Genomic DNA, 12,645 nt, shown 5'->3' with positions numbered 1-12,645 from the left:
AAACAATTCAGTAAGAAATTCTTAACTGCAAATATAGAAATAAGGCTGCTACTTAATGGACAGCCTTATTTTCCTCATATTTATTAAGGTCATTAGAACGAATAGTTTCCTCAATTGTCGTTTGGATACTCGCAGCAAGCTCTCCATGTTTTTTGTCCTGATAATCACCTGGATAAATTGGTTCAGTGATAGTCAACGTGATTGTCGATGATTTTATTTTCCCCTTATCCTGCTCCATCATTTGATAGGTTCCATTTATTGCTACTGGTACAATCGGAACTTTTGCCTTTGTAGCCAATCGCAAGCTGCCTGATTTAAATTCATTCAGATTGCTTCCCCGGCTCCTCGTACCTTCAGGAAAAACAACAATCGAGTGTCCACTTTTAAGGTATGTAATTCCTTGACTAATAGCCTTAACTGCCTGTCGACGGTCACTTCGATCAATAAATACACAATGAATCAATTCCATCCATGTACTTACTATTGGAAGCTTTTTTGTCTCTTTTTTTGCAATAAAGCCAATTGGCTTCCCTAAATAGCCAATTAAGGCAAGGATATCGAATAACCCCTGGTGATTAGCAACAAATAAAACAGCTTCATCCGGCAGTTTATCTTGTCCGTAAACATGAACGTCCGAGTTTGTTTTTTGAATCACTTTTTGCGAAACCATCTTTGCTCCAGCAAATATTTTTTCTTCATTTAATTTATTATAGGATTGAGATGCTAGTTTTTTTGCCCTGCGCAGTTTAAACCCACTCCCAATCACAATAAAAATAGCGTATATGTATATTTTTAAGCTTCGAATCATTTATAATCCCCCTCATACCAACAAGTTAATTATACCGTTGAAATATGGAAGCGCAAGGGGGCGGTAATAGAAACTTTGTCGCAAAACTTTAATGGCGAAACTTATTCAGTAAAAAAGCGATGATTTCTTAACTAAAAAAAGAGACCGACCGAAGTCAGTCTCTCAAAGCTATTTACTTACCAATAAATTGTTGTGTCCAATAGTTTCCTTGCTCTACATATCCTACACCAATGTGAGTGAAGTCAGAGTTCATGATGTTTTTACGGTGACCTTCACTGTTCATCCAGCCATTCACTACTTCTTGTGGAGTGCGTTGGCCTCTTGCGATGTTTTCACCAGCAGTTTGATAGGATATTCCAAATTGTTTCATCATATCAAAAGGTGACCCGTAAGTTGGACTATTGTGTGAGAAGTAATTGTTTGCAGACATATCACGAGACTTCTCACGTGCAACCTTGCTTAGCTCAGTATCAACTTTAAGTGGTGCTAGACCTTGAGCAGTCCGTTCTTTGTTTGTAAGTTCAACTACTTGTTGTTCAAATTCATTTAATTGTTGTGATTGTTGTGTTTGTTCTTTCTGCTCTTGTTGCTTAGTTGTTTCTTGCTGTTGTGGTGCTGGAGCTTCTGTTTGCTCAGTTGGTTGCTCTTGTTTTTTCTCTGGTTGTTGTAGCTTTTCAGGTTGTTGCTGTTTATCTGCTTGCTGTTGCTTTTCTGGCTGTTGTTGTTTTTGATCATTTGCCTGTGGCTGTTCTTTTTTAGGTTGTTCTTTCTTAGGCTCAGGCTTTTCCTGTTTTTGTTCTTCTTTATTTGGCTGTTCATCTGATTGCTTTGGTTGTTTGTTCCACTTTACTTGGAAGTCTTTAAAATAGTTATTTAGTAGATTATTAAATTTCTCTTTTGAGGCTTGCTCCCCATTAATAGAGTAAAATACTTTAGTATATATTTGATCCTGAGATTGCCCTGTATTTGCAGATGCATCTGCAGAAGTTTGAAAAGCTCCACCGAATAGTAATGCTGCAGATAATGTTGTGACAATTATTTTGTTAAACATGTGTTTTACACCTCTCCTGTCGGTTTTTGTCTTGCAAAATAATCATACCACGTGTTTCTTGTAATAATTTTGGAAGCCATTTCCATTCTAGTAGAATTAACACGTATTCTTATAAATAATCCTATGGTTATAGATTTCAAGATAGATTACTCCATCGATTATCAGGAAAAACTTCAACCTAAAGGAAAAAATTACAACTAAATCTCTATTGACACTTCAAAAAAGCCAGCTGTTATATTACAAAAAAACCGTAATTTGTAATCATATTGTTACTTGATTTTTCCTATTGCACTGGCGCTAGAGCCAATTTATGTAAGTTCTTTATCTACCCCCAAAAACTGTGATACAGTATAGAAATGATATAGAGAAAAACTGTCATCATTGGAGGAGCTTATATGTTATCTAATGCAGAGATTGGAATCGATTTAGGTACTGCAAATATACTTATTTATTCAAAGACTAAGGGAATTGTCTTGAATGAGCCAGCTGTTGTGGCTATTGATATGAATACGAAGCAAGTTGTAGCTGTTGGATCAGAAGCAAAGGAAATGGTCGGTAAAACTCCGCAAAATATAGTGCCGATACGACCATTAAAAGATGGTGTCATCGCGGACTACGACGTTACCGCCCAAATGCTTAAAGCCTTTTTGAAAAAGGTTAGTAAAAAAATGGGACTGTCCATGCGCAAACCAACTGTTGTTGTATGTACGCCATCAGGAAGCACAACAGTAGAACGACGTGCCATTCATAATGCCGTTACAAGTTATGGTGCTAAACATGTCCATTTAATAGAAGAACCAGTAGCTGCTGCAATTGGCGCTGATTTGCCTGTTGATGAACCAATAGCAAATGTTATCGTTGATATCGGTGGTGGAACATCAGAAGTTGGTATTATTTCATTTGGAGGCGTTGTATCCTGTAATTCCATCCGTATCGGCGGAGATAAGATGGATGAAGAGATAACCCATTTCATTAGAAAGAAATATAATATTCTAATTGGTGAGCGTACTGCCGAAAATATTAAAATGGATATCGGATTTGCAAATGAAAATCATGCTGAGGAAACAATGGAAGTACGCGGCCGCGATATGGTTTCAGGCTTACCAAAAACCGTAACTGTTTCTTCAAAAGAAGTTTATTCCGCATTAAAAGAATCTCTCCAACAAATTCTGGAAACAATTCGCGCAACATTAGAAAATTGCCCACCTGAACTAAGCGGAGATATTGTTGACCGAGGAATCGTGCTAACCGGTGGTGGCTCTATGCTAAGAGGCATGAAAGACTGGTTGGCAGACGAAATAATTGTACCTGTACACATTGCACCAAATCCACTAGAATCAGTTGCAATCGGAACAGGACGAGCACTCAAAATGATAACAAAACTGCAAAAAGCAGCAAAATAGTGCCATTAAAGCCGTGTACCAGCGATGGGCACGGTTTTTTTGAGCAATTAAAGTAGAGTTGATTATTCATGCTCTCCTTCTGTTGATTCACCCTTTCTTCTGCAGATTCATTCCTCCCTTCTGCTGATTCATGCCGCCCTTCTGCTGATTCACGCCCTCCTTCTGCTGATTCATGTCGCCCTTCTGCTGATTCACGCTCTCCTTCTGCTGATTCACGCTCTCCTTCTGTTGATTCACACCTCCCTTCTGCTGATTCACGCCTCCCTTCTGCTGATTCATGCCGCCCTTCTGCTGACTCACGCTCTCCTTCTGTTGATTCACACCTCCCTTCTGCTAATTCACGCTCCCCCTTTCCAGGAATCAACGACTTATTTTCTATGATCACACGCATAATTGACTTTTCAAAAATAATAATTGCAACTTTTTCAATAGATTCCTAGATAACTATTTACAAATTTTTCTGAATATAATACTATATAGATAGTGAATCATGTTTAAACGTCTCCGCGTTAAAAACACATGATCAATAATGTACGCACGAATCAAATGAATGCTGCCTAATCTGTTTACAGTTCTATTCCAGTTCTGATTCAACAGGTAAAAGCCAGTTCAAATTGACTTACAGGGTAGTCTGTAGTCATTTTGGAGTGGCTTATTTTATTTAAGAAAGGAGTGAGCAAATGGCTGGAGCACTTCAGAATATCAAGGTTCTTGATTTGTCGCGTGTTCTTGCTGGACCATACTGCACAATGATTCTTGGAGACCTTGGTGCAGAGGTAATAAAAGTAGAGGCACCCGGCGGGAGTGACGAAACGCGCAAATGGGGTCCTCCCTTTCAGAATGGTGTTAGCGCTTATTACCTTAGTGCCAATCGCAACAAAAAAAGTATAACTGTCGATCTGAAGTCGGATGAAGGGATTGAGGTTATTAAAAAACTCGTGAATGAAAGCGATGTCATCATTAATAACTTTAAATCAGGGAAAATGAAGCAATTTGGTTTGGATTACGAAACACTCACAAAAATTAACCCTGGTATTGTATATTGTTCCATTACCGGATTTGGGGAAACTGGTCCATACCAGGATATGCCAGGGTATGACTTTATTATTCAAGCGATGAGTGGTCTTATGAGCATTACTGGTGATAAAGAATCAGGTCCGCAAAAAATGGGTGTAGCAATTACTGATATTTTAACAGGATTATATGCTTGTATAGGAATTCAGGGCGCACTATTAGAACGTACACAATCAGGTGAAGGACAAAAACTGGATATTTCTCTTTATGACTCTGCCGTCAGTGCTCTCGTAAATATTGGCAGTAACTACTTAATGGCTGAAAAAATTCCGACTGCGCTTGGAAATCATCATGCCAATATTGTACCCTACCAGACTTTTAAAACAACTGATGGTGAAATGGTCATTGCAGTTGGAAACGACAATCAGTTTAAAAGACTTTGCAATGTGTTGGGGAAACCGGAATATGCATCAGATAAGCGATTTCAAACAAATCCCGATCGTGTTGAAAACCGGGAAGATCTGGTTCCGTTGTTACAGGATGTTTTTTCAACCAAATCAACAGCATACTGGCAGGAAAATTGCGAAAAAAATAATATCCCATGCGGACCTATCCAGACAATTGATCAAGTAGCAAACGATCCGCAGCTTAATGAACGGGATATGTTTATTAATAGTGTTCATCCGACTGCGGGAGCTATTCGAATGATTGGGAGTCCACTTAAGCTTTCGCGAACACCTTTTCAGCTAAAACACCACCCACCAGATGCTGGTGAACATACTGATGAAATCTTAACTCAATTAGGAATATCAAAAACGAACAATTAGGAGATGATTAGATGGATTTTAATTTTTCAGAAGAACAAACGATGTTGCGAACTACGGTAAGAAACTTTGTTGATAAAGAGATAATGCCTAATATTGCTGACTGGGACCGCGAAGGGAAATTTGATCCTTCCATAATGAAAAAGCTGGCTGATCTTGGATTAATGGGAGTTTGTATTCCAGAAAGATACGGTGGTAGTGGGATGGATTATAATTCACTGGCAATTGTCTGCGAGGAACTGGAGCGCGGCGATACAGCATTTCGTACTTCAGTTTCCGTCCATACCGGCCTTAACAGTATGTCCATACTTCAATGGGGTACTGAACAGCAAAAAGAAAAGTACTTAATTCCGCAAGCAAAAGGTGAACAGGTTGGCGCCTTTGGGTTAACCGAACCTGGTGCTGGATCAGATGTTTCCGCATTACAGTCCACTGCTGTTAAAGATGGCGATCATTATGTTTTAAACGGTCAAAAAACATGGATTTCCTTATGTGATACTGCTGATAACTTCCTTGTCTTTGCCTATACCGACAAGGACAGTAAACATCATGGCATTTCTGCGTTTATTGTTGAACGAACATGGGAGGGTTTTTCCTCAAAAGCGACGAAAGGAAAGTTAGGTATTCGAGCTGGTAACACTGGCGAACTATTTTTTGACAATGTAAAGGTTCCAAAAGAAAACTTACTCGGTGAAGAAGGAGAAGGATTCAAAATAGCAATGGCATCACTTGATAACGGGCGATTTACAGTTGCTGCTGGTGCAGTTGGGCAAATAAGAGCATGCCTTGAAGCAAGTGTGAAATATTGCCATGAACGCGAAACTTTTGGAAAACCGATTGGAAAACACCAGCTTGTTCAACGCATGATTGCTAATATGGAAGCAGGACTGCAAATGAGCAGCCTCCTCGTTTATCGGGCAGGTGAATTGAAAAACGAAGGAAAGCGAAACACGCGCGAAACGTCAATTGCAAAATGGCAGGCATGCGATTTCGCCAACAAAGCAGCTGATGATGCCGTTCAAGTTCATGGGGCATATGGCTATTCAGATGAATATCCTGTTGAACGTTATCTGCGTAACTCGAAAGCACCTGTTATTTATGAAGGAACCCGGGAAGTCCATACCTTAATGCAGGCAGATTATGTATTGGGTTATCGACAGGATAAGCAGTTAAATAAGATGTTACCTGCCTGGGAAGGAAAATAGTTTAAGGAGGGTCTCACATATGTTCGAAAATGAAACAAAAAGTATTTTTATTAATGGTAAATGGCGAAATGTAAATTCACAGCAAACGGATACTATATACAACCCCGCTACACTAGAGCCAATAACAAAGGTAGCTTATGGGGAAGCAACCGAAACTGAAGAGTCAATAACCGCTGCATCAGAGGCATTTCAGCTATGGGGTGAAATGACAGGTCGTGAACGGTCACGCATATTATACAAAGCGCATGAACTTATGCTTGAAGAAGTCAACCGATTAGGGGAAATTTTAACGACTGAGCAAGGCAAACCAATTAAAGAGGCAAAAGGTGAAATAAAGGGTGCAGCAAGCTTTTTACTTTGGTATGCCGAAGAAGCAAGTCGTGCATACGGAGAATGGATACCTTCTTCTAATAAATCAAAGCGTCTGCTCGTTATTCCACAACCTGTTGGCGTGGTCGGTGCTATTACACCGTGGAATTTCCCGGCATCCATGATAACCAGAAAAATAGCACCTGCATTAGCTGCTGGTTGTACAATTGTGCTTAAGCCAGCCCCAGAAACACCATTATCAGCCATTGAAATTGTCAAGATACTTGAGCGCGCAGGCATGCCTAATGGTGTTGTAAATTTAGTGACTGGAGATGCTGAAGCAATCGGCAATACGATGCTAACGAGTAAAGAAGTTCGTTTAATAACATTCACTGGTTCAACAGAAGTCGGAAAACATTTAATGCGGGAAAGTGCTGATCACGTTAAAAAACTATCACTAGAGCTTGGCGGTCATGCACCGATTATCGTTTTTGACGACGCAGATATTGATAAAGCAACTACCCTTGCATTAGCAAGCAAGTTTCGAAATAATGGTCAAACGTGTATTTGCGCTAATCGAATATATGTTCATGATTCCGTTAAAGATAGCTTTACACAACAGCTTACTGAAAAAGTTAAAAAGCTCAAAATAGGTTACGGCTTAGCTGACGATACGGACCTTGGTCCATTAATTAATCAGCAAGCATCCGAAAAGGTTCAAAAACATCTTGATGATGCGATTGAAAAAGGTGCATCTATTGTTACAGGCGGTAATAAATGGTCCGGCGATATGGAAGGGTATTTCTATCAGCCTACTGTTCTATCAAACATTTCAGATGATATGCTCATCATGAACGAAGAAACATTTGGCCCTGTTATGCCAATTCAAACGTTTACAGACGAAAAGACCGCAATTCAAAATGCAAATAACACCGATTACGGGTTGGCCGCCTATATTTTCACAGAAACGACAAGCCGTGCTATCCGGGTTTCTGAAAAGCTTGAATATGGAATTGTAGGTGTGAATGATGTATTTCCAGCAGTTGCTGAAGCCCCGTTCGGCGGTATCAAGCAATCAGGTGTTGGAAAAGAAGGTGGACATTACGGTATGGATGAATTTTTGGAAAAGAAATATGTATCGATGGGGATAGATTAAATTGTGGCCAGGGATATAATTGTTTTCGTCAAAGTAAAATCCGAACTATTATTCTATTCTTGAGAAAGAATTAGAATTAGTTCGGATTTATTTTGCAGTTAAAAAAGTATAACTACTTTCTTACTGCATAAGTGTAACTATGGCACTCATCAAAGAGCTTGCACTCCAGAGGATAAGGGATTCTAAGAAAGCAAAATACGCTTTCATAAGAATCCCTTTAACGAATGTCTAGTTTTCTAATGTTGCTTATTAGATATATACTGCGAACTAACTGCTAGAATAATCTCTATAAACTCTCGTCCGCCCTCCGCTCACCCGGACTAGTGTAGTGCTGTCACACATTTTTTCTATAGCAATTCCTACTCGAGTCGACAGCGGAGGAAATACACGTTGGGAGCTGTGGCCTAGATGAGACTACACAGCGACGTAGGAGCAAGGAGGCTCATCAGCCGCCCTAGGTGCGCGAAGTGTATTTCCGGAGCGGCATAATAGCACTCAAACTTTTTAAAAAGTACTTCGCAGTTTATATCAACTACGAATTAGACCTAACCATTGAAAATGAACGTACTAAACATCCTATCCTGTTATTAACCGTCTTTAAAGTGGAAAGTTTTTCCCAGACTCCACTAGCTACCCAAGTAATGCTCATACTGCTTATATAAATCATTTAATGCAGATGCAAGTGCATTCCCAGCTTTACCTAAGTAATGCTCTTTTACTTCCTCAACAGGCATTTCAATTCCATCCTGCAAGCTATGCCCTCTAAGTAATTGCTGCACAAATTGTCTTCCATGTTCCGTTGCCAGTGTACAATTAGCTGCTACAATCACGCCGTATTTTTTGTCAATTTCAGCAGTGATAGTCAATGTTTCGTACATATTTTTTGCAGCCATTCCGGATGGCAACCTGGCATGGCCAGCTATAAAGACTGTATTCATAACAATTCAGATCCCTTCGAAATTATAAATCTGACCCGCGATAACCTAATTGCCTCGAGATGGTTTGGGCAGATTGTTTTGTTTTATTTTTTAGTAGTTTTAGGTTATCTCCTTCAAAATGACTGGATAAACCACTGACAGCTAGTGCAGCAATAACTTGACCCCGGGAGTCGTAAATTGGATAGGAAATCCCTGTCGTATCAGCATCTTGCTCCCCAATACTGTATGCATATCCATCCTGGTAGATTGTTTCCAGTTGCTTCATTAATTGCTGTTTATCGATTGGCGTATGATCACCTAATCGATATAGTTCTGAATCACTTAATATTTCTTCCTGCCGTTCACGTGGCATATTAGCAAGCAGCATCTTGGGACCCGAGCCCACATACAGTGGTGAGCTTTTCCCAATTCTAGTATACAGACGCAATGCTCTTGAACTGTCCACTTTTTCAATGTATGTTGCTTCATCCTGACTTGAAATAACCAAATGAATAGCCTCATTAATTTCCTGTGCCAGTTCTTCCATATATGGTAAAGCAATCGTTCTTATCTCCAGCTGATCGGAAACGATTTGTCCCAGCTCAAGTAACTTTAACCCTAATCGGTACCGGCTGTCATGCTCGTTTTCCTTTGTTTTATATAAAAAATCACTAGATTCCAGGGCGGATAGCAATCTGTATGCTGTTGGTTTTGGAATATCAGCCTTGTTGGCGATCTGTTTTAATGTTAATTCTGGTGTTTCCACTGTGAAATAATTTAGTAGTTTTAATGCTTTTATAACACTTTGATTCATGCCGAAATCTCCTTGCTGCATCCTAATTTATTATATCATATCGTATTAGAAAACTTGGCATTCGCCAAGCCTTTGGGCGAATTGCCTTAGTTGCACTTATGCAGTAAGAAAGTAGTTATACTTTCTTATCTGCTAAAATAGTGAGGTTGCCTCATTTGATGTGGGACAACCTCAACAAAGTTATTAGATATTTACATGCTCTTTTTCTGTATTGCCCGATTCCAGTATGTTTACATCACGTTTTGCCATTTCCTTCATATAGATTTCCCCCGGGACACATTGCTCTGGAGGGAATACACCTCGTTTAGAAATTGTACCATTTCCAATCATTTGTGCAACTGCCGAAATGGTATTGGCAGTAGCACGGGCCATTGCTGTCACATTGGTTACTCTATCTTTATATGTCGTCATTTCGTATTCATATGTCTTGGGTCTTCCATCTTTTTCACCGGAAACTTTTATCCGTAATAAAACTGCATCGTCCTTTTCCTTTAAATCGACAATTGGATCGAGAACTTTTAGCAATACCTCTCTCGGGTTAACTTGCTGTCCGTTAACATCTACCTGATAATCCATCCGTGTCAAATTAAGGTCAACAAGTAATTTGAACTTCTCGGCATGCCCTGGATAACGGATTGTTTTATATTCCAGTGTTTTTAAATCCGGGTATGAGATTGATAATGTAGATGTCCCGCCAGATGTATGGAAGGCTTCCAACGGTCCAAATTTTTCAAAATAAACACGTTCAACCTCAGTTAAAGATGGTACTTCCTGCTTCACTCCATTTCGAACAATAAGGGATGGATCTGTATAGTGATCAAACACACCTTCCATAGAAAATACATGGTTATATTCAAATGGTGGCTCTGGTTTAAGCGGTATCCCGCCTACATATAGTTTTATTTCCTCTAATTTATCCAACTTACTTGCACCATGACCAGAAAGAATATTAATCATACCTGGAGCAACCCCTAAGTCAGGTATTAAAGTTACTCCCGCGGCGGCTGCATCCTCTTTCATTGCCAAAACTTTATCAGTCATGTGGCCAATATGACCACCCAAATCTACTGAATTAACTCCAACCTGGATTGCTGTTTTTGCAACAATTTCATTAAACGAATAAAATAAAGCGTTTATGATCACATCAAACTGGCGCATATAGTTAGCCAATTCTTGTTCATCGCTGGCATTTACCTGATAAGCTGTTAGTTTAGTAGAATTTAATTGATCGCAAACCTGTTGCGCTCTCTCCAAATCAATATCTGCTAATCCTACAGCAGTTACACCTTCACTTCCTACTAAGTCTCGTGCAGCTTCCTTCCCCATTAATCCAGATCCTAATACACCTATTTTCATACATCCTTCACACTCCCTGTATAGATTTTATATAGTTAATACACACCTTATATAGCCATTTCTAATCAGTCGTCGGCTTTTCTTTGTCTAGCTAAGACTTCTAGCGACTAGTGGACTTCCTTCTCTTCCTTACGATAAGTCAACGTCGATTTGCTTACGCTCTTCGCGTTTCCTTGAGGAAGATCGACTAAGACCGCCGCTTTGCGCGGCAACGTCGACCCACCCGCGATGCGCGGGCGCATTCAATACGTCGTTGATCAGTCGCCTTCGCTTTTCTTCCTACTCAACGTCTATTTGAGCGCGTTGCAGTTTTCCACTGAAGTCCACATAGACTGCTTTCCATTCAGTAAATACATCTAGTGCCTGCACGCCAGAATCACGATGTCCGTTACCGGTTCCTTTTGTCCCACCGAATGGTAAATGGATTTCTGCTCCTGTTGTACCAGCATTGACATAAACAATTCCTGTATCAAGGTCACGTTGTGCTTTAAATACGCGATTAACATCCCCTGTGAAGATTGAGCTTGATAACCCAAATTCCACGCCATTATTTACTTCGATTGCTTCTTCAAAGCTTTTTACGGGTACTAATGAAACAACTGGCCCAAAGATTTCCTCTTGCGAAATACGCATGTCGGCTGTGGCATCTGTGAACAATGTTGGGGCAAAATAATGACCTTTTGCATGATTACCTTCATCCATCACATAGCCGCCAGCAAGCATTTTTGCTCCTTCATCTTTGCCAATCTGAATATATTTTTTAATTTTTTCAAGACCTGCTTTATTAATGATTGGCCCTACTTTTATTGACTCATCAAGACCATCGCCAATTGTTAACTTCTCCATTTCAACAAGCAGACGCTCTTCCAGTCTTTCCTTCACATCTTCATGAACAATTACGCGGCTGCATGCTGTGCAGCGTTGACCACTTGTTCCGAAAGCACTCCATAAAATTCCTTCGACGGCAAGGTTAAGGTCCGCATCATCCATAACAATTACGGCATTCTTTCCACCCATTTCAAGTGACACTTTTTTCAGCTGTTCCCCACATTTACTTGCAATGCTTCGGCCAGTATCATTTGATCCGGTAAATGAAATGACCCGAATATCATCATGGTTAACCATTGCATCACCAACCGCAGATCCCTTACCAAAGACGACGTTTACAACACCCTTTGGTAACCCTGCCTCTTCAAAAATCTTTGCAAGCTCAAACGCCATAATCGGAGTCTCTGTCGCTGGCTTCCAAACAACTGCATTACCAGAGACAATCGCAGGGAATGACTTCCAGGTGGCAATGGCAATTGGAAAATTCCACGGTGTGATAATTCCAACAACTCCAACCGGGCAACGCTGACTCATCGCAAATTTATCCTTTAGTTCTGCAGGAGTCGTCTGTCCAAACATCCGGCGGCCTTCTCCAGCCATGTAAAAGGCCATATCAATTCCCTCTTGCACTTCGCCTCGTGCTTCTTCTATTACTTTTCCATTCTCCATTGTCAGTAATTGTGATAACCGTTCTTTACGTTCTTTCATAATGTTTCCAACACGGAACAGCACTTCCGCACGTTGTGGTGCTGGGACTTGTGCCCATTCCTTTTGAGCCTTTTTAGCAGCCTTAACAGCAGTGTTCACATCCTCACTACCTGATAAAGGTACATCAACAACCGTTTTTCCATTTGCCGGATTAATAACCGCGGTCATTTCATTAACATCAATCCACTCACCATTGATAAAGTTTTTAAGTTTTTCTGCCTTAAGTAATGTTTCAGCCATAATAAATACCTC

General features: G+C 40.1%; 12 protein-coding genes. 4 read left to right on the top strand and 8 right to left on the bottom strand.

Annotated features, from left to right (window positions below):
• Positions 1-52: 52 nt before the first annotated feature.
• The 3 genes from ACTWQM_RS14155 to ACTWQM_RS14145 all read right to left on the bottom strand — a co-directional run bounded on the left by ACTWQM_RS14155 (position 53) and on the right by ACTWQM_RS14145 (position 1,999).
• On the bottom strand, positions 53-808 hold the full coding sequence (locus ACTWQM_RS14155) for a lysophospholipid acyltransferase family protein (protein ID WP_443258809.1): 756 nt from the start codon (positions 806-808) through the stop codon (positions 53-55).
• 172 nt (positions 809-980) lie between these two features.
• A complete protein-coding gene (locus ACTWQM_RS14150; RefSeq protein ID WP_443258808.1) occupies positions 981-1,859 on the bottom strand; it encodes a CAP domain-containing protein in 879 nt (292 codons plus the stop codon).
• Positions 1,860-1,864: 5 nt separating this feature from the next.
• Complete coding sequence (locus ACTWQM_RS14145; RefSeq protein ID WP_443258807.1) at positions 1,865-1,999, bottom strand: hypothetical protein; 135 nt, start codon at positions 1,997-1,999, stop codon at positions 1,865-1,867.
• 255 nt (positions 2,000-2,254) lie between these two features.
• Between ACTWQM_RS14145 and mreBH the strand changes: the two genes are divergently transcribed.
• Entirely contained in the window at positions 2,255-3,262 is a 1,008-nt protein-coding gene (mreBH, locus tag ACTWQM_RS14140; protein ID WP_443258806.1) for a rod-share determining protein MreBH, read from the top strand.
• Here mreBH and ACTWQM_RS14135 read toward each other — a convergent pair.
• A complete protein-coding gene (locus ACTWQM_RS14135; RefSeq protein ID WP_443258805.1) occupies positions 3,225-3,653 on the bottom strand; it encodes a hypothetical protein in 429 nt (142 codons plus the stop codon). The genes mreBH and ACTWQM_RS14135 overlap by 38 nt on opposite strands.
• A 289-nt stretch (positions 3,654-3,942) precedes the next feature.
• Between ACTWQM_RS14135 and ACTWQM_RS14130 the strand changes: the two genes are divergently transcribed.
• From ACTWQM_RS14130 to ACTWQM_RS14120, 3 genes are read left to right on the top strand one after another with little or no spacing between them, the layout of a single operon-like run.
• The gene (locus ACTWQM_RS14130) at positions 3,943-5,103 is read left to right on the top strand and encodes a CaiB/BaiF CoA transferase family protein (protein ID WP_443258804.1); all 1,161 of its coding nucleotides are present in this window, start codon (positions 3,943-3,945) and stop codon (positions 5,101-5,103) included.
• A gap of 11 nt (positions 5,104-5,114) precedes the next feature.
• Positions 5,115-6,305 (top strand): acyl-CoA dehydrogenase family protein, encoded by a 1,191-nt coding sequence (locus ACTWQM_RS14125; RefSeq protein ID WP_443258803.1) that lies wholly within the window; start codon positions 5,115-5,117, stop codon positions 6,303-6,305.
• 19 nt (positions 6,306-6,324) lie between these two features.
• Positions 6,325-7,770, top strand: coding sequence for an NAD-dependent succinate-semialdehyde dehydrogenase (locus tag ACTWQM_RS14120; RefSeq protein WP_443258802.1), 1,446 nt, complete (start codon positions 6,325-6,327; stop codon positions 7,768-7,770).
• Positions 7,771-8,396: 626 nt separating this feature from the next.
• Here the strand turns inward: ACTWQM_RS14120 and ACTWQM_RS14115 are convergent.
• From ACTWQM_RS14115 to ACTWQM_RS14100, 4 genes are all read right to left on the bottom strand, one after another.
• Positions 8,397-8,708 (bottom strand): DUF3870 domain-containing protein, encoded by a 312-nt coding sequence (locus ACTWQM_RS14115; protein ID WP_443258801.1) that lies wholly within the window; start codon positions 8,706-8,708, stop codon positions 8,397-8,399.
• Positions 8,709-8,730: 22 nt separating this feature from the next.
• Positions 8,731-9,501: an IclR family transcriptional regulator gene (locus ACTWQM_RS14110; RefSeq protein WP_443258800.1), complete on the bottom strand. Its 771-nt coding sequence runs from the start codon at positions 9,499-9,501 to the stop codon at positions 8,731-8,733.
• Between the two features lie 183 nt (positions 9,502-9,684).
• Positions 9,685-10,857 (bottom strand): saccharopine dehydrogenase C-terminal domain-containing protein, encoded by a 1,173-nt coding sequence (locus ACTWQM_RS14105; RefSeq protein ID WP_443258799.1) that lies wholly within the window; start codon positions 10,855-10,857, stop codon positions 9,685-9,687.
• Between the two features lie 279 nt (positions 10,858-11,136).
• Positions 11,137-12,633 (bottom strand): aldehyde dehydrogenase family protein, encoded by a 1,497-nt coding sequence (locus ACTWQM_RS14100; RefSeq protein ID WP_443258798.1) that lies wholly within the window; start codon positions 12,631-12,633, stop codon positions 11,137-11,139.
• Between the last annotated feature and the right edge of the window lie 12 nt (positions 12,634-12,645).

The organism is Virgibacillus sp. L01, from assembly GCF_052246775.1.
In the GTDB taxonomy this organism is placed as follows: Bacteria; Bacillota; Bacilli; order Bacillales; family Amphibacillaceae; genus Lentibacillus.
This window is presented reverse-complemented; position numbering and strand designations above follow the sequence as displayed.

What these genes read in the sequence shown, in the direction of transcription:
- ACTWQM_RS14155 (WP_443258809.1), bottom strand. Translation starts at nt 808, where the DNA reads ATGATTCGAAGCTTAAAAATATACATATACGCTATTTTTATTGTGATT.
- ACTWQM_RS14150 (WP_443258808.1), bottom strand. Translation starts at nt 1,859, where the DNA reads ATGTTTAACAAAATAATTGTCACAACATTATCTGCAGCATTACTATTC.
- mreBH (WP_443258806.1), top strand. Translation starts at nt 2,255, where the DNA reads ATGTTATCTAATGCAGAGATTGGAATCGATTTAGGTACTGCAAATATA.
- ACTWQM_RS14135 (WP_443258805.1), bottom strand. Translation starts at nt 3,653, where the DNA reads ATGCGTGTGATCATAGAAAATAAGTCGTTGATTCCTGGAAAGGGGGAG.
- ACTWQM_RS14130 (WP_443258804.1), top strand. Translation starts at nt 3,943, where the DNA reads ATGGCTGGAGCACTTCAGAATATCAAGGTTCTTGATTTGTCGCGTGTT.
- ACTWQM_RS14125 (WP_443258803.1), top strand. Translation starts at nt 5,115, where the DNA reads ATGGATTTTAATTTTTCAGAAGAACAAACGATGTTGCGAACTACGGTA.
- ACTWQM_RS14120 (WP_443258802.1), top strand. Translation starts at nt 6,325, where the DNA reads ATGTTCGAAAATGAAACAAAAAGTATTTTTATTAATGGTAAATGGCGA.
- ACTWQM_RS14115 (WP_443258801.1), bottom strand. Translation starts at nt 8,708, where the DNA reads ATGAATACAGTCTTTATAGCTGGCCATGCCAGGTTGCCATCCGGAATG.
- ACTWQM_RS14110 (WP_443258800.1), bottom strand. Translation starts at nt 9,501, where the DNA reads ATGAATCAAAGTGTTATAAAAGCATTAAAACTACTAAATTATTTCACA.
- ACTWQM_RS14105 (WP_443258799.1), bottom strand. Translation starts at nt 10,857, where the DNA reads ATGAAAATAGGTGTATTAGGATCTGGATTAATGGGGAAGGAAGCTGCA.
- ACTWQM_RS14100 (WP_443258798.1), bottom strand. Translation starts at nt 12,633, where the DNA reads ATGGCTGAAACATTACTTAAGGCAGAAAAACTTAAAAACTTTATCAAT.